At 51.7% G+C, this 22,168-nt stretch carries 18 protein-coding genes; 17 read left to right on the forward strand and 1 reads right to left on the reverse strand.

The genetic code is table 11. The annotated features are described in order from the left end of the window. Positions 1–326: 326 nt before the first annotated feature. From BBEV_RS00755 to BBEV_RS00790, 8 genes are all read left to right on the forward strand, one after another. On the forward strand, positions 327–1,508 hold the full coding sequence (locus BBEV_RS00755; protein ID WP_069363712.1) for an acetyl-CoA C-acetyltransferase: 1,182 nt from the start codon (positions 327–329) through the stop codon (positions 1,506–1,508). A 20-nt stretch (positions 1,509–1,528) separates the two neighbouring features. Continuing rightward, positions 1,529–2,386, forward strand: coding sequence for a 3-hydroxybutyryl-CoA dehydrogenase (locus BBEV_RS00760; RefSeq protein ID WP_069363713.1), 858 nt, complete (start codon positions 1,529–1,531; stop codon positions 2,384–2,386). A gap of 35 nt (positions 2,387–2,421) precedes the next feature. After that, positions 2,422–3,564: an acyl-CoA dehydrogenase gene (locus BBEV_RS00765; RefSeq protein ID WP_069363714.1), complete on the forward strand. Its 1,143-nt coding sequence runs from the start codon at positions 2,422–2,424 to the stop codon at positions 3,562–3,564. 94 nt (positions 3,565–3,658) lie between these two features. Beyond that, positions 3,659–4,801 (forward strand): acyl-CoA dehydrogenase, encoded by a 1,143-nt coding sequence (locus BBEV_RS00770; protein ID WP_069366544.1) that lies wholly within the window; start codon positions 3,659–3,661, stop codon positions 4,799–4,801. Between the two features lie 28 nt (positions 4,802–4,829). Beyond that, positions 4,830–5,810, forward strand: a complete 981-nt coding sequence (meaB, locus tag BBEV_RS00775) for a methylmalonyl Co-A mutase-associated GTPase MeaB (protein ID WP_232318234.1) — start codon at positions 4,830–4,832, stop codon at positions 5,808–5,810. Beyond that, positions 5,810–9,067: a fused isobutyryl-CoA mutase/GTPase IcmF gene (icmF, locus tag BBEV_RS00780; RefSeq protein ID WP_069363715.1), complete on the forward strand. Its 3,258-nt coding sequence runs from the start codon at positions 5,810–5,812 to the stop codon at positions 9,065–9,067. The genes meaB and icmF overlap by 1 nt, the downstream gene beginning before the upstream one ends. 147 nt (positions 9,068–9,214) lie before the next feature. Further along, entirely contained in the window at positions 9,215–9,712 is a 498-nt protein-coding gene (rpoE, locus tag BBEV_RS00785; protein WP_232318236.1) for a DNA-directed RNA polymerase subunit delta, read from the forward strand. Between the two features lie 323 nt (positions 9,713–10,035). Then, complete coding sequence (locus tag BBEV_RS00790) at positions 10,036–11,655, forward strand: CTP synthase (RefSeq protein ID WP_069366547.1); 1,620 nt, start codon at positions 10,036–10,038, stop codon at positions 11,653–11,655. Positions 11,656–11,849: 194 nt separating this feature from the next. Here the strand turns inward: BBEV_RS00790 and BBEV_RS00795 are convergent, their stop codons facing one another. Further along, positions 11,850–12,380, reverse strand: a complete 531-nt coding sequence (locus BBEV_RS00795) for a DUF2529 family protein (protein ID WP_069363716.1) — start codon at positions 12,378–12,380, stop codon at positions 11,850–11,852. Positions 12,381–12,476: 96 nt separating this feature from the next. Here BBEV_RS00795 and BBEV_RS00800 point away from each other — a divergent pair, with 96 nt between their 5' ends. The 9 genes from BBEV_RS00800 (at position 12,477) to BBEV_RS00835 (ending at position 22,078) form a co-directional block, all read left to right on the forward strand. Beyond that, positions 12,477–12,836, forward strand: coding sequence for a response regulator (locus BBEV_RS00800; protein WP_069363717.1), 360 nt, complete (start codon positions 12,477–12,479; stop codon positions 12,834–12,836). 339 nt (positions 12,837–13,175) lie between these two features. Beyond that, the gene (fba, locus tag BBEV_RS00805) at positions 13,176–14,030 is read left to right on the forward strand and encodes a class II fructose-1,6-bisphosphate aldolase (RefSeq protein WP_069363718.1); all 855 of its coding nucleotides are present in this window, start codon (positions 13,176–13,178) and stop codon (positions 14,028–14,030) included. A 174-nt stretch (positions 14,031–14,204) separates the two neighbouring features. Next, the gene (fsa, locus tag BBEV_RS00810; RefSeq protein WP_069363719.1) at positions 14,205–14,858 is read left to right on the forward strand and encodes a fructose-6-phosphate aldolase; all 654 of its coding nucleotides are present in this window, start codon (positions 14,205–14,207) and stop codon (positions 14,856–14,858) included. A 49-nt stretch (positions 14,859–14,907) separates the two neighbouring features. Continuing rightward, a complete protein-coding gene (locus tag BBEV_RS00815; protein ID WP_069363720.1) occupies positions 14,908–16,185 on the forward strand; it encodes a UDP-N-acetylglucosamine 1-carboxyvinyltransferase in 1,278 nt (425 codons plus the stop codon). 12 nt (positions 16,186–16,197) lie between these two features. Then, positions 16,198–16,356: a fructose-bisphosphatase class II gene (locus BBEV_RS17275; protein ID WP_157100882.1), complete on the forward strand. Its 159-nt coding sequence runs from the start codon at positions 16,198–16,200 to the stop codon at positions 16,354–16,356. Positions 16,357–16,685: 329 nt separating this feature from the next. Further along, positions 16,686–17,978 (forward strand): transcription termination factor Rho, encoded by a 1,293-nt coding sequence (rho, locus tag BBEV_RS00820; RefSeq protein ID WP_069363721.1) that lies wholly within the window; start codon positions 16,686–16,688, stop codon positions 17,976–17,978. 118 nt (positions 17,979–18,096) lie between these two features. Beyond that, a complete protein-coding gene (locus BBEV_RS00825) occupies positions 18,097–18,339 on the forward strand; it encodes a type B 50S ribosomal protein L31 (protein WP_069363722.1) in 243 nt (80 codons plus the stop codon). Positions 18,340–19,045: 706 nt separating this feature from the next. Further along, the gene (locus tag BBEV_RS00830) at positions 19,046–19,675 is read left to right on the forward strand and encodes a thymidine kinase (protein ID WP_069363723.1); all 630 of its coding nucleotides are present in this window, start codon (positions 19,046–19,048) and stop codon (positions 19,673–19,675) included. Between the two features lie 186 nt (positions 19,676–19,861). Next, positions 19,862–22,078 carry a methyl-accepting chemotaxis protein gene (locus tag BBEV_RS00835; protein ID WP_069363724.1) on the forward strand — a complete coding sequence of 739 codons (2,217 nt, stop codon included), beginning with the start codon at positions 19,862–19,864 and terminating at the stop codon, positions 22,076–22,078. Positions 22,079–22,168 lie beyond the last annotated feature (90 nt).

Below are 22,168 nucleotides of genomic sequence, written 5' to 3' on the forward strand. Positions count from 1 at the left end.
CGATGGATGCCTGTCGTTTTTCAAACAGAATGCGACAAGAACGCTGTATTGATGAAGATTCCTGTCGCAGATAGGATGAACAAGCAAAAGGCGGCGGCTGGAAAAACCGCCGCCTTTTTCCATGTGAATTTCCCTTCAGAGCGAGACAATTGAACACAACTGTTTTACAATAGGATTAAAGGTGAAATGTAAGCGCTTTATAAATGGGGGTAATAAAGTCCATTGTTGATTGCCGCAATGGGACTCATGAGCATCTGCCGATCGTGATAAAAAAACAACACCAGACGTACCGGCACCAATAATAAAGAAATCCAGGAGGGGTTATTGTGACAGAAACCGTTATTGTAAGCGGGGCACGAACACCATTTGCAAAACTCGGAGGCGCGTTATCTTCCCTGTCAGCAGCAGAATTGGGCGGCTTCGCCCTGAAAGAAACGATAAAACGCGGGGGCATCGACCCGCATCAGATTGATCATGTCCTGATGGGTTCCGTACTGCAAGGTGGGCAAGGTCAGCTTCCGTCCCGCCAGGCTCTTCACTATGCCGGCATTCCCTGGAATGCTGAAACCGAAACGATTAATAAGGTCTGTGCATCAGGGATGCGCAGTGTGACGTTGGGGGACCTGCTTGTGAAAACAGGTCAATACAGCACGATTCTCGCCGGCGGCATGGAATCCATGAGTCAGGCACCGTATTTTATGAAAGGCGCCCGCTTTGGTTTTCGCATGGGGGATCAGGCAGTGCAGGACATGATGGTGCACGATGGACTGACATGTACCTTCACGGGCGTGCATATGGGCAACTACGGCAATCAGGTGGCTGACGAACTGTCGGTTACCCGGCAAGCCCAGGACGAATGGGCGCTCAGAAGTCATCAGCTTGCAGGCGAAGCCATGGAGAACGGCCGGTTTGCCGAAGAAATTGCCCCGGTGAGCGTTCCGCAGCGAAAAGGTGAACCGTCGATTGTCTCTTTGGATGAAGCGCCGAGAAAAGACACCAGTCTCGATCGCCTCAAAGGCCTGAAGCCCGTTTTCGGTCGTGACGGTACAATCACTGCCGGGAACGCACCGGGGGTGAATGACGGTGCTGCGGCACTGCTTCTTATGTCGAAGGATACGGCAAAAGAGCGGGGGATGGAACCGTTGGCGACAATCAAAGGACATACGTCATTGGCAGTGGAACCTGAGAATTTCCCGAAAACGCCGGGACTCGTTATTCAAAAGCTCCTGAAAGAAACGGGGAAAGAGATCAGTGAGATCGATCTGTTTGAAATCAATGAGGCATTCGCGGCCGTGTCACTCGCCAGCAGTAAAATCGCCGGTCTCGATGATGACAAAATCAACGTCAACGGTGGAGCAGTGGCCCTTGGACACCCGATCGGTGCAAGCGGGACACGCATTATCCTCACCCTTGCCACCGAGCTGAAACGCCGGGGCGGCGGCACCGGGATCGCTGCGATTTGCAGCGGCGGCGGCCAAGGTGACGCGATCTTAATCGAAGTTGAGTAAACCTACAGGAGGGATCACACATGTCAAAAAAAATTGAACATGTCATGGTCATCGGCGCAGGTCAAATGGGTGCAGGCATTGCCCAGGTGGCGGCGATGAACGGCTATACCGTAACGCTTCATGATACGAAAATGGAGCTGGCGGAAAAGGGCATCGCCGGCATCAAAAAACGACTGGAGCGGGATGTGGCGAAAGAGCGGCTCTCCGAATCGGACCTTGCCCGCTTTTTGCGGCTCATCCAGCCGTCGGACCAGATCGGGAATGCGGAACATGCCGATCTGATCATTGAAGCGGCAGTGGAAAATATGGCTATCAAGAAGAATATCTTTGCCCAGCTGGACAGCTTTGCACCAAAGCATGCGGTCCTCGCAACGAATACCTCATCGCTTCCGATTACGGAATTGGCCGCAGCCACAAGCCGGCCGGAAAAAGTCATCGGGATGCATTTCATGAACCCGGTTCCGGTGATGAAGCTCGTGGAAGTGATACGCGGTCTGCAAACTTCGGACGCGGCCTTTAAAGCCGTCGAGGCAGTCGCCAAAGCCATGAAGAAAACCCCGGTCGAGGTGAATGACTTTCCAGGCTTTGTCTCCAACCGCATTCTCATGCCAATGATCAATGAAGCGATTTTCACCGTGTATGAAGGGGTCTCGACCCCGGAAGACATCGACAATGTCATGAAACTCGGCATGAACCACCCGATGGGGCCACTGACATTGGCCGATTTTATCGGACTGGATACATGCCTCTATATTATGGAAGTACTGCACGAAGGATTTGGTGACGATAAATACCGCCCTTGTCCGCTCTTGCGAAAATACGTCAACGCCGGCTGGCTTGGAAAGAAAACGGGCCGCGGCTTTTACGTCTACGACTGACGCACCAGAGATCATCAGCAGAAAGGGTGGAGACAATGGAGCTTCGCTTTTCAGAAGAACAAATCATGATGCGCGATATGGTCCGGCAGTTTGCCAGGGAAAAAGTCGCGCCAAGTGTAGAAGACATGGAAACCAACGAAACGTTCCCCGCAGCAATCCTGAAGGAAATGGGGGAACTCGGACTCCTCGGGATCCCGGTTGAAGAAGAATACGGCGGTGCGGGGATGGACTTCACCTCCTATATCATCGCGATACACGAAATCTCCAAGGTCAGTGCGGCCGTTGGTGTGATGCTCTCCGTACACACGTCCGTCGGCACCAATCCGATCCGGTATTTCGGGACGGATGATCAGAAGACCCGCTACCTGCCGAAGCTTGCTTCAGGGGAAGCGCTCGGGGCCTTTGCCCTCTCAGAACCAGGAGCCGGCAGTGATGCGGCAAGCCTCAGAACGACGGCGAAACGTGACGGGGATGACTACATCCTCAACGGCACGAAATCGTGGATTACGAACGGCGGGTATGCAGACACATACATCGTGTTTGCAAAGACCGATCCTGACGCCGGAAAAAAAGGCATTACCGCATTCATCGTGGAAAAAGATACCCCAGGCTTTGAGGTGCTTGCCAAAGAACGCAAGATGGGGATACTCGGCTCAAGCACGACGGGCCTCGCCTTTGAAGACTGCCGGATTCCTGTCAGCCAGCGGCTGGGTGACGAAGGTCAGGGATTTGCGATTGCGCTGTCCAACCTCGATTACGGGCGGATCGGTATCGCTGCCCAGGCCCTTGGCATTGCAGAAGCGGCACTAGAGCACGCTACCGCCTACGCCAAAGAACGAAAGCAGTTTGGCAAAGCCATCGCCCAGCAGCAGGGCATCGGTTTTAAGCTCGCTGATATGGCGACGGCCGTGGAAGCAGCGAAGCTCCTCACCTACAACGCGGCAAGCCGCAAAGACCAGGAGCTCACGACAGGCATCGAAGCATCGATGGCGAAAATGTTCGCGTCCGACACTGCGATGAAAGTCACCACGGAAGCCATTCAGGTCTATGGCGGCTACGGCTACACGAAAGACTACCCGGTGGAACGCTTTTTCCGTGACGCCAAAGTCACACAAATTTACGAAGGCACCAACGAAATCCAGCGCATCGTCATCGCCGGAAAACTGTGTAAAGACTGAACTTCATCTCGGAGAGGCGATGATCATGGACTTTACGGAGGGTTTAGAAACAAAGAAAACCATCACATTATCAGGAGCAAGGGGAGGAATCTACATGCAATTTCAACTCACAGATGAACAGGAAATGATCCGCAAAATGGTCCGCGATTTCGCCACCAACGAAGTGGCACCCACGGCAGAAGAACGCGACGAAGAAGAACGCTTTGACCGGAACATTTTCGACCAGATGGCAGCCCTCGGTCTGACGGGCATTCCCTGGCCGGAAGAATACGGCGGAATCGGTGCCGATTACCTCAGCTACGTGATTGCCGTCGAAGAACTGTCCCGGGTTTGTGCATCGACAGGCGTGACCTTAAGTGCCCACATCTCGCTGGCCGGCTGGCCGATCTATACATTCGGTAACGAGGATCAAAAGCAGAAGTATCTCCGCGGCCTGTCCGAAGGGACGATGATGGGGGCATACGGACTCACCGAACCCGGTGCCGGAAGTGATGCGGCGGGCATGAAAACGACGGCCAAGCGTGATGGGGACGACTACATCCTCGACGGCTCGAAGATCTATATCACCAACGGCGGAGAGGCGGACATCTACGTGGTCTTTGCAGTGACGGACCCGGAGAAGAAGCATAAAGGGATGACGGCATTCATTGTCGAAAAAGAGATGGACGGTTTTACGATGGGGAAAAAAGAGCGAAAGATGGGGATCCGCTCATCCCCGACGCTCGAAATTATTTTTGACGGGGTCCGGGTCCCGAAAGAAAACCGGCTCGGGGAAGAAGGGGAAGGCTTCAAGATTGCCATGCAGACCCTTGACGGTGGCCGAAACGGCATCGCAGCTCAGGCAGTCGGGATCGCTCAAGGGGCACTCGATGAAGCCGTCGCCTACGCCAAAGAGCGAAAACAGTTCGGAAAGCCCATCGCCCAGCAGCAAGGCATCGGCTTTAAGCTGGCCGATATGGCCACGAAGGTGGAAGCATCGCGTCTTCTCACGTATCAGGCGGCGTGGCTTGAAAGTGAAGGGAAACCTTATGGCAAGGCGTCGGCCATGTCGAAGCTGTTTGCGGGCGACTCTGCCATGGAAGTCACCACGGAAGCGGTACAGGTCTTTGGCGGTTACGGCTATACGAAGGACTATCCGGTGGAGCGGTTTATGCGTGACGCGAAAATCACACAGATTTACGAGGGAACTAATGAGATTCAGCGGCTGGTGATTTCCAAAATGCTGATGAACGAATAAAAGAGCATAACGGATGGGAGGCGGTGACGTGAAGCAGTTGAACAGCATGACGATACCTGAGCTGTTCGAAGCCATCCGATCCGGGCATCCGCGTGCATTGGCGAGAGCGATTTCCTTCGCGGAGGATCAATCGCTCTCTTCGCACGAGTACCGGGAACTGATGAGCCTCGTTTATCAACAGCAGGGAAACGGCAAAGTGACGGGGATTACCGGTTCGCCAGGGGCCGGGAAGAGTACATTGGTCAACCGCCTGGTGAAAGCCTGGCGAAGCGACGGGCAGCGCGTCGGGATTCTCGCCGTGGACCCGACCAGCCCTTTTTCAGGCGGAGCGCTCCTTGGTGACCGGATCCGCATGCATGAGCACGAAGGGGACCCGGGGGTCTTTATCCGGTCCATGGGAACCCGTGGCAGTCTCGGCGGTCTGGCTGAGGCCTGTCAGGATGCAGTCCGGCTCCTTGAAGCAGCCGGATACGATCAGATTATCGTTGAGACCGTGGGCGTCGGGCAGTCCGAACTGGATATCATGAAGGTGGCGGACACCATCGCCCTTGTGCTCTATCCGTCCGGCGGGGATGTGATTCAGGCCTTTAAAGCAGGGATCATGGAAATTGCTGATCTCTTCATCATGAACAAGGCCGATCTGCCCGGGGTGGAACAGCTGAACTATGAGCTTGATGACCTGTTGCACCTGACGAAAAAAGAAGACGACTGGCATCCGCCGATCGTAAAGACCATCGCGACGGAAAAAGTCGGGATCGGTGAACTGGCAGAAGCAATCGAAAAGCATGGCCATTGGCTGGATGAACAAGGGGAAGGCAGCCAACGGCGGCAAACACAGCTTCAGTTCGAAGTGGAAAGACGCGTCATGACCGCACTCAGACAACGTATTCAGCCGCAGATTGAAGCGGCAGTTTCAGAAAGGGAGGCAGGCGACGATCCGTACCGCATAGCGGAGCGGATTCTCCACAGTTTCACAGGTTACGAAAAGCATTCTAGGGGGTCAAAGTAATGACAATCAATCCAGCGCATCCTGTCCGGTTTGTCACGGCGTCGAGCCTGTTCGACGGACACGATGCATCCATTAATATTATGCGCCGCATGCTGCAGGCATCCGGCGCCGAAGTGATCCACCTCGGTCACAACCGCTCCGTTGCGGAAGTGGTGCAGGCCGTGATTCAGGAAGACGCCCAAGGGGTGGCGATTTCCTCGTATCAGGGTGGCCATATGGAATATTTTAAGTATCTGTATGATGAACTGAAAGCGCGCGGTGCAGGCCACGTGCCGATTTTCGGAGGCGGAGGCGGGGTCATTATCCCGTCTGAGATGAATGAACTGCACGAATACGGCATCCATAAAATTTTCTCCCCGGATGACGGACGGCGCCAGGGGCTCCAGGGCATGATCGATGAAATGATCGAAGCCTGCGACTATGATCCGTTGAAAAAAGCCGGCCTGCCGGAATGGGCAAAGTCCACGGGGCATCAGGACACGACACTCGCGCGTTACATCACGGTCAGTGAACAGGTGGCCTTTCAGACACCGGACGTGTCAGACGATGACCGGGCTGCCTACGAGCAAGTGGCAGAACAAGCGGACACGAAAAGCATCCCGGTTGTCGGCATCACCGGAACAGGTGGTGCGGGAAAGAGTTCCCTGACCGATGAACTGGTCAGGCGTTACCGCTACGCGTTTCCTGAGAAAACCATCGCCATCCTGTCCGTGGACCCGACGAAGAAAAAAACAGGCGGCGCCCTCCTCGGTGACCGGATCCGGATGAACGCGATTCATCATCCGAACGTCTACATGCGCTCGATGGCGACCCGGGACAGCCGCCAGGAGCTCTCCAAGGCGACGGAAAAGGCGATACCGGTTCTCAAGGCGGCGGGTTTTGATTTGATCGTGGTGGAAACGAGCGGCATCGGTCAGGGAGATGCCGCAGTGGCTGACCTGGCGGATGTGAGCATGTATGTGATGACGAGCGAATTCGGTGCGCCGTCCCAGCTGGAAAAAATCGATATGATTGATTTTGCAGATCTGATCGCGATTAATAAATTTGACCGAAAAGGTTCAGAGGACGCCCTCCGGGACGTACGTAAACAGTTCCAACGGAGTCACGAACGGTTTCATGACGACACAAAGACCATGCCGGTGTTCGGCACGATGGCGTCCCAGTTTAACGATCCCGGGATGAACCGCTTGTTTTACGAACTGATGCAGATCGTCTCAGAACAAACGAAAGACAACGCCTGGGCAACGGACTTCGGCAAGGACGATGCGATTCAGGCACGTAACGCGGTGATCCCGACCGAACAGGTGCAGTACCTCCGGGAAATCGCCAAGAGCCTTCGCACCTACCATCAGCACACCGAAGAAGAGGCAAGAAAAGCGACGCGCTGGTTTCAGCTCGAAGGGACCCTCGAACTGATGCAGGAACAGGGCATGGACAGTGAACGTCACCAGCTGCTCGAGCTCAGAGATCAGCTCCTTGACAACATCGGAGAGAAAACGAAAGCGATGCTCGAGGATTTCCGGCGGAAGCAGGACGTCTACAATCAGGATGAATTCCGCTTTACTGTCCGGAATAAAGAAATCGTGACACCGTTGAAAACGAGGACATTATCCGGGCTCGATGTGGTGAAAGTTGCGCTGCCGAAATATGAGAGCTACGGCGACCTCGTCCGCTGGATCCGAAAAGAAAATGTACCCGGGGAATTTCCATACACCGCAGGGGTCTTTCCGTTTAAGCGAAGGGGAGAAGATCCGAAGCGGCAGTTTGCAGGAGAGGGAAGTCCCGAAAGAACAAACCGGCGCTTTCACTACGTATCAAAAGACGATGAGGCCAAGCGTCTGAGCACGGCCTTTGACTCGGTGACCCTGTACGGGGAAGACCCGGATCACCGGCCGGATATTTACGGCAAAGTCGGAGAGAGCGGGGTGAGCATCTGTACGTTGGATGATATGAAAGAGCTGTATGCCGGCTTTGACCTGACAGCACCGACGACGTCCGTTTCGATGACCATCAACGGCCCGGCCCCGATGATTCTTGCCATGTACTTGAACACGGCCATCGATCAGCAACTGGCCCGTTTTGAAGAGGAAGAAGGCCGTAAACCAAACGATGAGGAGTCAGCGAAGATTCGCCAGGACACGATCTCTGTCGTGCGCGGGACGGTCCAGGCCGATATCTTAAAAGAAGACCAGGGGCAGAATACGTGTATTTTCTCGACGGAATTTGCCCTTCGGATGATGGGGGATATCCAGCAGTACTTCATCGATCAGAAGGTCCGGAACTATTATTCCGTGTCCATCAGCGGCTACCATATCGCGGAAGCCGGGGCCAATCCGATCAGTCAGCTGGCCTTCACCCTCGCCAACGGCTTCACCTATGTGGAGTACTACCTCAGCCGGGGCATGCATATCGATGATTTCGCGCCGAACCTGTCCTTTTTCTTCAGTAACGGTCTCGACCCGGAATATACCGTGATCGGCCGGGTGGCGAGACGGATCTGGGCGGTGGCGATGCAGCATAAATACGGCGCCAACGAACGTAGCCAGAAGCTGAAGTATCATATCCAGACGTCCGGACGATCGCTCCACGCGATGGAAGTGGATTTTAACGACATCCGCACGACCCTGCAGGCGCTTCTGGCCATTTACGACAACTGCAATTCCCTTCACACGAACGCCTACGACGAAGCGGTGACCACTCCGACGGAAGAAAGCGTCAGACGGGCGATGGCCATACAGATGATCATCACCAAGGAGATGGGCCTCGCCAAAAACGAGAATCCGCAGCAAGGTTCTTTTATCGTGGAGGAATTGACGGACCTCGTGGAAGAAGCCGTTCTCCTGGAGCTTGAGCGGATCAGCGACCGCGGCGGCGTGCTCGGTGCCATGGAGACCCAGTATCAGCGGGGCAGGATCCAGGAAGAATCGATGCTGTACGAAACGAAAAAACACAACGGTGAACTGCCGATTATTGGTGTGAACACGTACCTGAATCCGAATCCCCCGCAGGACGAGGCCTTCAGTATGGAACTGGCCCGTTCCTCGACGGAGGAAAAGGAGAGCCGGATTGATCAGCTGCATGCCTTTAAGGCCCGCTATGATTCGGACCGCCAGGAAGCGCTGGAGCGGTTAAAAGAGACGGCCAGAAGCGGCGGAAACATTTTTGAAGAGCTCATGGAAACGGTCCGGGTAGCAAGCCTCGGAGACATCACCACAGCGTTATACGAAGTCGGCGGGCAGTATCGCCGAAATATTTAACGGATTAAGTGTGGCATCATCTGCTCAAATATGTTTATAATGGAGGGTATGAAACCTATCGTAAACTGACATCCGTGACAGGCTCCGATACAAACATGTGAGACCAAGATGATGGTGAAAGGACGTGCAATCATGCATTACAAAGACATGAATAAAGATCAGATCCAGGAAGTGGCGATGGTTGAGCTTGCAGCAACGCTTCTTGAAGAAACACAACAGGCTTTTGAGTACCACGACCTGTTAAAGAAAGTCGGCGACATCAAAGGATATTCTGAGGAAGACCTGATGCAGCGGATTTCGAACCTGTACACGGACATGTCCCTCGACGGACGCTTCGTGAACCTGGGGAATGCCCGCTGGGGACTTCGTTCCTGGTACCCGTTTGATCAGACGGAAGAAGAACTGTCCGCGGAAGCCAGTAAAGAACGAAAGCGCCGTGCGAAGGAGCGTCAGGAAGAAGAGGATCTCTTCGACGACGAGGCAGAAGATTTCGATGAATTCGAAGACCTTGAAGATGAGCTCGACGACCTGGCCAATGAAGAAGATGCTGGTGACTATGATGAGCTCGATGATACACCGGACAGCAGTTACCCGGCTGACGAACTGAATGATGAGTCGGAATTTGAGGATGAAGAAGAGAAATAATCCGTCAATAAACCCTATTGACTTTCATGCTCAGGCAAGCTAAAATCATTTTTGGGCTCCGTAAAACCGGAGCAACAGACGACACACATCTGTGCCCCTCAATCACTCGATTGAAGGGGCACTTTTTTTATTCTTTCAGCCGTTAACTTTGGTACAGGATGAAAGGATAAGTGCAACGGAGGCTTTCGCCATTTCACCTTGGCGACAAGCCGGGTTTTCTTTATGAGCATCCGCCAAAAGCGCAGGATCATGGAACAGTTTTGGCATTATGGCATCAGTTTATTCATGGGCAGAGACTATTTTTTTGGAAAGAGGGAGAAGGAATGACAAAATTCATCTTTGTAACAGGCGGGGTTGTTTCATCATTAGGTAAAGGGATCACCGCAGCATCACTCGGACGACTTCTGAAAAATCGCGGACTGAAGGTCACGATACAGAAATTTGATCCCTATATTAACGTCGATCCAGGGACGATGAGTCCTTACCAGCACGGGGAAGTGTTTGTCACGGATGATGGGGCCGAAACGGACCTCGATCTCGGCCACTATGAACGCTTTATTGATATCAATCTCAGCAAGTACTCGAACATCACCACCGGTAAAGTGTATTCCTCTGTTATCAAAAAAGAACGAAGAGGCGATTACCTGGGCGGCACGGTGCAGGTCATTCCGCATATCACCAATGAGATCAAAGAGCGTGTGTTCCAGGCGGCCAAAGAAGGCAGTCCAGATGTGGTGATCACGGAAATTGGCGGGACCGTCGGCGACATTGAGAGTCTGCCGTTCCTCGAGGCGATCCGGCAGATTAAAGGGGCAGCAGGACCGGAGAACGTCATGTACATCCACTGTACGCTCATCCCGTACCTCGCCGCAGCAGGCGAAATGAAATCCAAGCCAACCCAGCACAGTGTCAAGGAGCTGAGAAGTCTCGGAATTCAGCCGAACGTCATCGTCGTCAGGACTGAACGTCCGGTACCTGAAGAGATGAAAGATAAAATTGCCCTCTTCTGCGACATCGATAAGCACGCTGTGATCGAAGCAAGGGATGCGGACACCTTATACCAGGTGCCTCTTGAACTGCAGGAACAGAAGCTGGATACTTTTGTGTGTGATTTCCTTGGACTGAAATGCAAGGAAGCAGACATGACCGAATGGAAACAGCTCGTGCATCTCGTTCAGCACCTGAAACACACGATTCGCATTGCCCTCGTCGGAAAATATGTGGCTTTGCCTGATGCGTATCTTTCGGTTGTGGAGGCCCTGAAACATTCCGGCTACAGTGTGGACGCGGATATCGAAGTGGACTGGGTGGACTCCGAAGACATCACCAAGGATGGAGCAGCAGAGCGTTTGAAAGATGCAGACGGCATCCTCGTTCCCGGCGGATTTGGTGACCGTGGTGTGGAAGGAAAAATCGCAGCGATTCAGTACGCCCGTGAAAACAGCGTGCCGTTCCTGGGTATTTGCCTCGGCATGCAGCTGGCCTCCGTTGAATTTGCCCGAAATGTGCTCGGTTTAGCGGGCGCGCATTCCGCAGAGTTCGACCCATCGACGCCGTATCCGGTCATCGATCTCCTGCCGGAACAAAAAGACGTGGAGGATTTTGGCGGTACCCTGCGCCTCGGACTCTATCCTTGCAAGCTGAAGGAAGGCACCCGGGCCTATGAATCCTATACAGAACAGGTCATCTATGAACGCCACCGTCACCGGTATGAGTTCAACAACGAATTCCGGGAGCAGATGGAAGCGAAAGGTTTTGTCTTCTCGGGGCTCAGCCCTGACGGACGCCTGGCTGAAATTGTGGAACTGAGTCAGCACCCGTATTTCATCGCGTCCCAGTTTCATCCGGAATTTGTATCACGCCCGACACGTCCGCAACCGCTGTTCAGGGACTTTATCAGAGCTACAGCTGACGCGAAAGGGATCGTGAAAGAAGAACAGTAAACCCCGTCATTGATCGAAAAAACGGCCGGCGCTGGTTACAGTGCCGGCCGTTTTCTACTCTACATCTTTGTTAAAGCCTGTTGTTGCTAGTGAATGAAATCTGCAATGAACGTTAACAGCACCTATATGGATGAAGAAAGTTCAAGTGCAACTAAGGCTTCTCACCAATAATATGGCGAGAAGCCAGGTTTTCTTTATACCTGATCTTCGAGCATCTCCAAGAGGATGAAGTAGAACGTATAGTAAAGGTGAAGGCCTGCCAGTAGATGGGGAGTCCCGATCCGCGAATCCGGTTCATCCAACGCCCCGGGTATCAGCCCTTGTGAAATCCCGTTAGTCAAAAGCACTTCCGCTGTTGATGTCCAATCCGGATCGTCATGCCCAGGCGCAACCAGTGACGTCAACCCGATCACCGTCGCTCCTTTTTCGGCCGCACTGGACACGACATTCATCGCAGAAGCACTGTTGCGCCACTCACTGCAGACGATGACGGTGTCAAGAGGCGAAACCGCCGTGGCCTCGCTCCAGCGCTTACTGTCTTTTACCCCGTCTTTCCCCGTCAAGGCCAGGGTGACGATCCCGTCCATTTCGCCTTCTCCGTACCAGTAGACGGTGCCATCGCTGACGATGCTCATCGCGATTAATCGTGCCGCATCTTCCAGACGATCTTCTTGATCGAAGAGCGAATCCGTGACACCTTGTAACTGTGTGAAAAACATTTTCATGGAAAAAGCCTCCCTTTTGAATACCTCATTTTGATTGTAATTCAATAGGCTATGGTTTACAATTGTAAAAAACAGGATTCGAAACGAGGCGACGTCATGAACAAAAAAATCTTGATTGTAGACGATCAGTTTGGGATACGAGCACTGTTGAGTGAAGTCTTCCAGGATGAAGGCTTCGAGACATTCGAAGCATCCAATGGAAACGATGCGTTCAAGTTGCTGGGTACTGAAGAGCCGGATATGATTCTTTTGGATATGAAGATCCCGGGAATGGATGGCCTGGAAATTCTCCGTAAAATCCGTGCGGATCAAAATGATGTGAATGTGATCATCATGACAGCCTACGGGGAAGTCGCTCGGATGAATGAAGCGAAATCCCTTGGCGTACTCGCATATATAGCAAAACCTTTCGACATTGATATTGTCAGGGAAAAGGTAATCCAACTGCTGGCCTGACCAGTGGTTCACTAAACTGCTCAAAAGAAAGCGATTGCAGGCAGGACAAGGGATTGAGAACGATAGAGAATTGGGAAAAGTCCATGAAATTATCACAATTCCCCGTGAATTCCTGCCTCTTTATGCTATAATAGCCTTGTTGGCTGATTTGCCAAAGCAGTGATTCACATCTACGTCCGATCCATACAAACGGGAGACACTTCATTTCTATGTCAGTTTTTTGTGATGCGAGTCAGTATCGTGAAGTGACGTGGCTTTAGTTTGTATGCATTCGATGTGGGTCGTCTGACGGAATCAAATGAGCCGAATCGTAACGAAATCAGAAGGAGGATTTAACACATGCCTTTAGTTTCAATGACGGACATGCTGAATAAAGCATTCCAAAACCAGTACGCAGTAGGGCAGTACAACATCAATAACCTGGAGTGGACACAAGCCATTCTTCAGGCGGCAGAAGAAGAACAGTCTCCTGTTATTCTTGGTGTGTCAGAAGGCGCAGCGAAGTATATGGGCGGATTTAATCTGATTGTCAAAATGGTTGAAGCACTGATGGAGTCACAAGGAACAACCGTTCCGGTGGCGATTCACCTTGACCACGGTCAATCCATCGAAAACTGTAAAAAAGCACTCGACGCAGGATTCACTTCGGTCATGATCGATGGCTCTCACCATCCAATCGATGAGAACATCGAAATGACAAAAGCAGTCGTTGAGTATGCTCATGCAAAAGGTGCTTCGGTTGAAGCGGAAGTCGGCACAGTCGGCGGGGAAGAAGACGGCGTCATCGGCGGCGTGAATTATGCTGATCTCGATGAGTGTGTCCGCATTACTCATGAAGCAAAAGCAGACGCCCTTGCAGCTGCCCTTGGTTCAGTACACGGACCTTATCAGGGTGAGCCGAAGCTCGGTTTTAAAGAAATGGAAGAAATCGCAAACGCAACGAAGACACCACTGGTACTTCACGGCGGATCGGGTATCCCGACGGAATCTGTGAAGAAGGCCATCCGTTTCGGTCATGCGAAAATCAATGTAAATACCGAGTGTCAAATTGAGTGGACGAAAGCCGTCCGCGAAAAACTCGCAACTGACGACAAAGTCTATGACCCGCGTAAGGTCATCGGCCCTGGTAAAGAAGCCATCGTTCGGGTTGTTAAAGGGAAAATGCAGGAGTTCGGTTCATCTAACCGCGCTTAATACCAGAACGGCGGCGGAAGAAGGGGATGCAAACGTATGCCTTTATCCGCTGCCGTTTTTTATGCTTACGGAACGTTCACACCGTTCACCGGTTGACGTGGGGGCGAAACAGGTTTTCGTCATGAAAAGCCCGGCGAAAGACTACATTTTTCACTATTCGAGGAGGAATGGAACATGAAATTTTTTGTAGATACAGCGAATCTGGATGACATCAAGGAAGCCCACGAAGTAGGGATCCTCTCCGGCGTCACGACCAATCCGTCACTCGTTGCAAAAGAAGGCGTGGACTTCCACGACCGGCTTCGTGAAATCACGGCACTTATTACGGAAGGCTCCGTCAGTGCAGAAGTTATTGCCCTCGATGCAGAAGGCATGATTCGTGAAGGCAGGGAACTCGCAAAAATAGCACCGAATATTACCGTGAAGGTTCCAATGACATTGGAAGGTTTGAAAGCGGTTAAATCGCTCAGCGGCGATGGAATCGAAACGAATGTGACCCTGGTTTTCTCGGCGAACCAGGCACTCCTCGCAGCAAGAGCGGGTGCCACGTACGTGTCGCCGTTTCTTGGCAGGCTTGATGACATTGGTCACGATGGTCTCGACTTGATTTCAACGATAGCTGAAATCTTTGACGTGCACATGCTCGATACTCAAATTATCGCAGCCTCCATCCGTCATCCGCAGCATGTGACGGAAGCGGCCCTTAGAGGTGCTCACATTGCCACCGTTCCGTTTTCATTGATCGGACAACTCACGAAACACCCATTAACGGACGTGGGCATCGAGAAATTCCTTGCTGATTGGAATAAAGCCAATCAGTCGTCGTAAAAAAGCAACAGAGTATCAGACATCGAAGAACAGATAGGGTGAAGAAGGTATGGAAAAATTGATGATCGAAGGCGGTCACAGGCTCGAGGGAACGATTGAAATCAACGGAGCGAAGAACAGCGCGGTTGCCTTGATCCCGGCTGCGATTTTGGCAGATTCCGAAGTAACGATTGATCATCTGCCGCACATTTCCGACGTCGGCATACTGGCAGAGCTGCTTGAGGAAATTGGTGGAACCGTTAACCTCACCGAAGATACAATGACCGTGGACCCCACGGGGATGTTTGCGATGCCGCTGCCGAACGGGCGGGTAAAAAAACTGAGGGCTTCGTATTATTTCATGGGAGCCATGCTCGGTAAATTCAAAAAAGCCGTCATCGGATTGCCCGGCGGCTGCAACCTCGGTCCACGGCCCATTGATCAGCACATCAAGGGATTTGAAGCACTTGGGGCAAAGGTGACCAACGAGCAGGGGGCGATTTACCTGCAGGCTGATGAGTTGAAAGGTGCAAGCATTTACCTGGATGTCGTCAGTGTGGGAGCCACCATTAATATCATGCTGGCTGCAGCCAAAGCAACCGGCACAACGCTGATTGAAAATGCGGCAAAAGAACCGGAAATCATTGACGTGGCAACCCTTTTGACCAATATGGGTGCAAAAATAAAGGGAGCCGGAACCAATGTGATCCGCATCGAAGGCGTAGAGAGCCTGAATGGCTGTCGTCACTCCATCATCCCGGATCGTATCGAGGCCGGTTCATATATGATTATGGCAGCAGCGATGGGGAAACGTGTCATGATAGACAACGTGATTCCACTGCACCTGGATTCCTTGATTTCAAAACTCAGGGAAATGGGTGTTAACGTGGAAACCGGAGATGACAGTGTGACAATCTCAAATGGTCACAAGTTGAAACCTGTGGATTTGAAAACACTGGTGTACCCGGGCTTTGCCACCGATCTGCAGCAGCCGTTCACCAGTTTATTAACCGAAGCAGACGGACCCAGTATCGTCACAGAAACGGTTTATGGGGCACGTTTCAAGCATGTTGATGAACTGCGGCGAATGGGCGCCGAGATCAAAGTGGAGGGGCAGTCGGCCCTGATCTCAGGGAGAATCAAGCTGAAAGGCGCGTCTGTAAAAGCAACTGATCTGCGTGCGGGGGCAGCGCTTGTGGTAGCCGGCCTCATGGCAGAAGGCGTCACGGAAATCAGCGGGGTGCAACACATCGACCGGGGGTACACATACCTTGAAGAAAAACTTCGTAAAGTAGGGGCCAATATTTGGCGTGAAGGGACTCCGGAAGATACTGAAACCGGACAGTGACTCGCCTGATAGATGAAGCGGGATGATGGGTTTGATCATCCCGGACAGCATCCGAAGCGTTGCATGGATATAGGTATTGGAGATCTGGATAAGATGCTGCATATGGAGGACCTTGTCGGCGGGGGCAAGGCCATTTTTTCAGCCACAGGCATCCCGGATCGTGAATTGTGAAATGGGGGCCAGTGAGTGACCAGCCGGATACCGGTTCGACCCAGTCGCCCGTCATGAGAGAAGAATTGATATGAACTTGAATTTTCAGGTAATCTGTGTTTCAATGAAACCATACGGCAAGGCCCGCTTCGGGTTTTGCCGGGTTTTTCTTATGCTTTAAGCAGCAGCAAAGTGAGTAAGGCATAAGAAAAATCACCTTTACCAACGCCCCGAATCCCTCGATTCCACTGCCGTTTTCCTTATGTAACCCGTTGTAAATCCCAATTCAGAATTTCCAGTAAATCCAATGACACAAACGAACAAATTTATCCCGAAGGTGTGATCAGTAAATGGGTGTTACCTTAAAAGAAATGGAAAAGCTAACGTTGAAAGACTTGTATCAACTCGCCAAAGATAAAGGACTCTCCAGCTACAGTCAATTGTCGAAAAAGGAACTCATTTTTGCGATCATGCAAAAGCAGGCGGAAAATGAAGATCTGATGTTCATGGAAGGCGTTCTGGATATTATCCCGAACGAAGGATTCGGCTTTTTGAGGTCCAATACGTACAAGCCAAGCCCACAGGATATTTACATTTCTGCTTCCCAGATTCGCCGTTTCCGCATCCGCAATGGTGATAAAGTATCCGGCAAAGTGCGAAAACCTAAAGAAACCGAGCGTTATTACGGACTCTTGCAGGTCGCCGCGGTTAACGGAGAAGATCCGGAACTCGCGAGCGAGCGGCCTCACTTTCCACAGCTGACGCCGCTTTATCCGGAAAAGAAACTCAACCTGGAAACGGAGACGAAAATGCTCGCAACCCGGGTGATGGATATGGTGTCACCGGTCGGACTCGGCCAGCGTGGTTTGATTGTCGCACCACCTAAAGCAGGGAAGACGTTACTGTTAAAAGAAGTCGCAGACAGCATCGCGAAGAACCACCCGGACCTTGAACTGATGGTCCTGTTGATCGACGAACGTCCGGAGGAAGTGACGGATATGGAGCGCTCCGTCAAAGGTGAAGTAATCAGCTCCACCTTCGATGAGGTGCCTGAGAATCATATCAAAGTAGCTGAACTGGTGCTCGACCGTGCGATGCGACTCGTGGAAGCGAAAAAAGACGTCGTGATCCTCATGGACAGCATCACCCGGCTGGCCCGCGCGTATAACCTGGTCGTGCCGCAAAGTGGGCGGACCCTCTCCGGGGGGATTGATCCAGCCAGTTTTCACCGCCCGAAACGTTTTTTCGGTGCCGCCCGGAACATTGAAGAAGGCGGGAGCCTGACGATTCTTGCCACAGCCCTTGTGGAAACCGGTTCGCGTATGGACGACGTCATTTATGAAGAGTTCAAAGGCACCGGCAACATGGAACTGCACCTCGACCGCAAGCTTGCTGAACGCAGGATCTTCCCGGCCATCGATATTCGCCGTTCCTCCACCCGGAAGGAAGAACTGCTTCTCGACAATGAAATCATCGAAAACCTGTGGTCCATGCGCCGCACGATGAACGATCAGCCCGAATTTCTGGAACGCTTCCTGAAAAAAGTCAGACAAACGAAGACCAACCAGGAATTCTTTGATGAGTTCGAAAAGGAAAAAGCAGGTAAAGCCCGCGCCCGTCAGACACGGAACGGGAATACCTGAAATAAGGGTTGCAATCAGCCGGCACAGTTGTTATAATTTCGAAGTATGTGAGTGACGGGATCGTGCCCGTACAGATAACTCTGTTTCGAGAGATTCAGGGCAAAAGGAGATGAAAGACATGAAAGAAGCTATTCACCCAAAATATCACCAAGTGGTATTCAAGGATGTAAGTTCCGGTTTCATGTTCTTGACAGGCTCTACACGTTCATCAAGCGAAACGATTGAATGGGAAGACGGAAACACGTATCCACTGCTTACAGTGGAAGTAAGTTCCGACTCTCATCCATTCTACACAGGCAAGCAAAAATTTGCCGACGCTGGTGGCCGAGTGGACCGTTTCAAGAAAAAATACGGAATGTAATCACCAGCCAAGATCAAACAAAGCAGGCGGACGCAGCGACAATGCTGCCCGGCCTGCTTTTTTTGTGGTTTGCAGAGGACCGGAAGTGAATGTACGTCAAGAATCCACCAGGCCGAGGAAATCCTGTCGCAGCTGTTGAGATAAGCGATAAGAATTCCCCCCGGTCCATCAATTCTTGTCGTCAGGTTCTGTTTCTCCTGACCGCATGTGTCGTTCGATCGTTCTGCGATGCAGCGCCCCCCTGTCCAGGCATGGACTCGGGTTGGGGTGAGCTTTCGGGAGCTGTTTGGCAAAGACAATTCATCCCGAGCCTGATCAGCAGCCTGCCAGTCGTCCACACGCCTTTCACCCAAATAACCATGCCACAAAACATTGCAATCTCATTCGTCATCGTCTGTTAATGCACTGCGCTGTTTCAGAATCCGTAAACGCAGGTAAGCTTCAGGTAAACGTCTGCAATAGATAAAGCCCATAACCATCTCACCTTTCACAAGGAAAATAGGTTCCCATCCATCAGCTCCCTAGCCGCCATGTCAGGTCTCTGTCCAAAATGTGAACAAATATTCCCTGAGACCATCGACCTGTGTATAAAAAGTTTCCTGTGTTCGGTAGAAAGTTCGCCGTAATCACTCTATAATGAAACATGGAGAAGGCACATGAACAATCGTGCCCGATGTCGAATTTATTGATACAGGAGACTGGTCTTATGTATTTAACGAGCAAAGAAGGCTGGCTGGAAGTCATCTGCGGCAGTATGTTTTCGGGGAAATCCGAGGAACTGATCCGCAGAGTGCGCCGGGCAAGCTATGGCAGACAAAAAGTACAGGTATTCAAGCCGATTATTGATAACCGCTATTCGAATGAAGAAGTGGTCTCCCACAACGGGAACAAAGTGGTGGCTGTGCCTGTTGACTGTACGGATGACGTCATCGAAAAGATTGCAAGTAACACCCAGGTGGTGGCGTTCGATGAGGTTCAGTTTTTTGATGAGCACATTGTTGCATTGGCTGAGAAACTTGCAGACGACGGGATGCGGGTCATCGTCGCAGGTCTCGATCAGGATTTCCGGGGAGAACCCTTTGGTGTCGTGCCGACATTAATGGCCATGGCAGAGTCAGTCACAAAACTTCAGGCGATTTGTTTAACCTGCGGATCTCCGGCGAGCCGGACTCAGCGCCTGATTGACGGGCGTCCGGCTTCCTTCGATGACCCGATCATTCTTGTCGGTGCATCCGAATCCTACGAACCGCGTTGCCGCCACTGCCACGAAGTACCTAATAAACCGAGAAATAACCGCTTTGAGAACGTTGGATATGCCTCGAAACCGTTATTATGAACGTGATTTCCCTGTGATGTGTTAACATCATAGGGATTTTTCAGTAGTTTTTCATATAGACACCATATAATAACTCTGATACGATACGTAAAAAGGCGCACGAAACGTTTTCGTACAATACATAAATAAAGCGCTTACGAAAAAGTCCTGCACCTGAGATCTCAGACAGAAAGTGGTGGAACATGCATGAAGAATCCGTTCAGGAAAAAGAAGCAGCGCCCGTCAGCGGCAATACACGAATCCACACCAAAGCAACCATCGAAACAACCGAAAGCCAGGGTATCAAAAATGTCACTGAAGCAGAAATTATTGATCTGGTTCACCTTGCTCGGGGTCATCCCGGCAGTGACCATTGCATCGATCATTTATATCACATCGGAAAATGCACTTGAAGAAAAAGTGCAGGACTTGTCTGAAGAGATTTCCGGGCAAGTGGGGGAGAATCTGGATCAGCGATTGGATCAGGTCTATGACTTGTCCATGCGTCCCTTTACAGACGGTGAAGTCTATGAGCAGATGGTAGCCAATTATGACAGAATGGAACAGATCGATGTATTCACAGCCCGTCGGGAAGTGACGGATTACTTCAATTCCATTCGAAACAGCACGGACTACCTTGATGAGATGTTCTTTTACCGTCAAATGGACGGGGAAGTCATCGGTCGTGTCCGCGGTCAGGATATGACTGAGAATCCTTTCCCGGAAGGGGTTGAAGAGGCGCTGGAGGACAGCACTTTTCACTGGCACTCGGATTTTGATGAAGACGGCAGTTTGCAAGTTGTTCTGTACCGTTCCGTCAACCAGGGGATTCTAGGTCTCGAACTGTCACCGGCCATGTTCGATAATGTACTGGGCAGAGAGCGAAATCCAGCGGAAGAAGAGTTGGAACGGACATTGTTCATTGCTAATAATGATGGGACGATCATTCGCAGTAATGATCACGCTATCGAGCAGACCATGGGCGAGGAAGCGGTCCAAGAAGACGTCATCATGTCCACCATCGAACTTGAGAATGAGTGGCATGCTGTCGTGTCCACGCCGCGCTCGGTCGTCATGGCAGAAATGAATACAATCATGTATTTTGTGATCGGTCTTGTCGCAGCGTTTATCATCGCTGCAGTGATCGTGGCTTTCTTTGTCACGAACTCTGTTACCCGGCCGATCTACCGCATGATCGGGTTGATGAAGCAGGCGGAAGAGGGTGATCTGACCGTCCGAACCCGTGAAACAGGGAAGAATGAACTCGGTCAGCTCGGGTCCAGTTTCAACCACATGCTTGACAATGTGTCGCTGATTATTTCCGAAAATAAATCCATGTCCAAAATCGCCCGGGAAAACACCGAGCAGATGAAACGGATATCGGATCAGTCCTCGCATACCGCCGAGCAAATCGCTTCTTCGATTCAGGAAGTGGCAAATGGAGCGATGGAACAGGTGAATTACGCGGAACATACCGGTCGCGAGATGGATGAACTGTCCAAGGAAATGAAGCGGATGGAAGAAATGGTCAGCCGCGTGAGTGAGGTTGCGAACCACACGAAGGAATCGAGTGCGACTTCCCTTGGTCATATGAATGAGCTGACGGCGAAAAACGAAGATGTCGGTCAGAACATCGCTCAGATCAAGAGTACCATCGAACAGCTGAGTGCCGACGTGGAAGGGATCCGCGGCGTTGTGAGTATCATTGACGGAATCAGCGATCAGACGAATCTGCTCGCTTTGAATGCCTCGATTGAAGCAGCCCGGGCAGGCGAAGCTGGAAAAGGTTTTGCTGTTGTGGCGGATGAAGTGCGAAAACTCGCGGAACAGTCCAAACAGTCGACGGATCAGATTGATAAGATCGTACACACCATTCTCGGGCAGACAAAAGAGTCCGTTACCCTGGTGACGGAATCCGTGAAACGTTTTGACGAACAGACGACTGCTGTGGAAGAGACGAAGTCCTCATTTGATGACATCATCGCGGATACGGAAGACACCTTTACAGCTGTCGCCAGCATTGAAAGCTCGATCAGCAATATGAACAGCATGAAAGAGAAAGTGGAAAAAGCCATCAACGATATGGCGGAAATTACGGAAACCACATCCGCTTCCACAGAGGAAGTCAGCGCGACCACAGAAGAACAGTTCGCAGCTGCAGAAGAGCTCGGGAAACTGTCCGATGATCTTGAAGAAACGATGCTCGATCTCGAATCCGTTATCAACCGGTTCAAGGTTGAAGAATCAGAAGCAACAGCGCCTGAAGCCATCGACGAAGATGAGGCATCCGGTGACGACTTCACCGGTTCAAGTGAACAGACAAAGGAAGATGCGGATGAAGTGGAGCCATCCGATCAGGACACGGACGAGGACGCAGAAGCGTATATTGAACCAACAGGCACCGAAGGCGGAACCAGCAGATAAAGAAAACCAGGCTTCTCGCCAAGCTTAAATGGCGAAAGCCTTGGTTGCGCTTATGCTTCAATCCTTTAGCGGACGTGAACATTCCTATGG

Source organism: Salisediminibacterium beveridgei, assembly GCF_001721685.1.
In the GTDB taxonomy this organism is placed as follows: Bacteria; Bacillota; Bacilli; order Bacillales; family Salisediminibacteriaceae; genus Salisediminibacterium; species Salisediminibacterium beveridgei.

Excerpts from the sequence above, each read along its gene's own strand:
- BBEV_RS00825 (WP_069363722.1), top strand. The coding sequence starts at position 18,097 with ATGAAAGAAGCTATTCACCCAAAATATCACCAAGTGGTATTCAAGGAT.
- icmF (WP_069363715.1), top strand. The coding sequence starts at position 5,810 with ATGACAATCAATCCAGCGCATCCTGTCCGGTTTGTCACGGCGTCGAGC.
- BBEV_RS00795 (WP_069363716.1), bottom strand. The coding sequence starts at position 12,380 with ATGAAAATGTTTTTCACACAGTTACAAGGTGTCACGGATTCGCTCTTC.
- BBEV_RS00765 (WP_069363714.1), top strand. The coding sequence starts at position 2,422 with ATGGAGCTTCGCTTTTCAGAAGAACAAATCATGATGCGCGATATGGTC.
- fsa (WP_069363719.1), top strand. The coding sequence starts at position 14,205 with ATGAAATTTTTTGTAGATACAGCGAATCTGGATGACATCAAGGAAGCC.
- rpoE (WP_232318236.1), top strand. The coding sequence starts at position 9,215 with ATGAATAAAGATCAGATCCAGGAAGTGGCGATGGTTGAGCTTGCAGCA.
- BBEV_RS00790 (WP_069366547.1), top strand. The coding sequence starts at position 10,036 with ATGACAAAATTCATCTTTGTAACAGGCGGGGTTGTTTCATCATTAGGT.
- BBEV_RS00830 (WP_069363723.1), top strand. The coding sequence starts at position 19,046 with ATGTATTTAACGAGCAAAGAAGGCTGGCTGGAAGTCATCTGCGGCAGT.
- rho (WP_069363721.1), top strand. The coding sequence starts at position 16,686 with ATGGGTGTTACCTTAAAAGAAATGGAAAAGCTAACGTTGAAAGACTTG.
- BBEV_RS00770 (WP_069366544.1), top strand. The coding sequence starts at position 3,659 with ATGCAATTTCAACTCACAGATGAACAGGAAATGATCCGCAAAATGGTC.
- BBEV_RS00800 (WP_069363717.1), top strand. The coding sequence starts at position 12,477 with ATGAACAAAAAAATCTTGATTGTAGACGATCAGTTTGGGATACGAGCA.
- fba (WP_069363718.1), top strand. The coding sequence starts at position 13,176 with ATGCCTTTAGTTTCAATGACGGACATGCTGAATAAAGCATTCCAAAAC.
- BBEV_RS00835 (WP_069363724.1), top strand. The coding sequence starts at position 19,862 with ATGAAGAATCCGTTCAGGAAAAAGAAGCAGCGCCCGTCAGCGGCAATA.
- BBEV_RS00815 (WP_069363720.1), top strand. The coding sequence starts at position 14,908 with ATGGAAAAATTGATGATCGAAGGCGGTCACAGGCTCGAGGGAACGATT.
- BBEV_RS00760 (WP_069363713.1), top strand. The coding sequence starts at position 1,529 with ATGTCAAAAAAAATTGAACATGTCATGGTCATCGGCGCAGGTCAAATG.
- BBEV_RS17275 (WP_157100882.1), top strand. The coding sequence starts at position 16,198 with ATGAAGCGGGATGATGGGTTTGATCATCCCGGACAGCATCCGAAGCGT.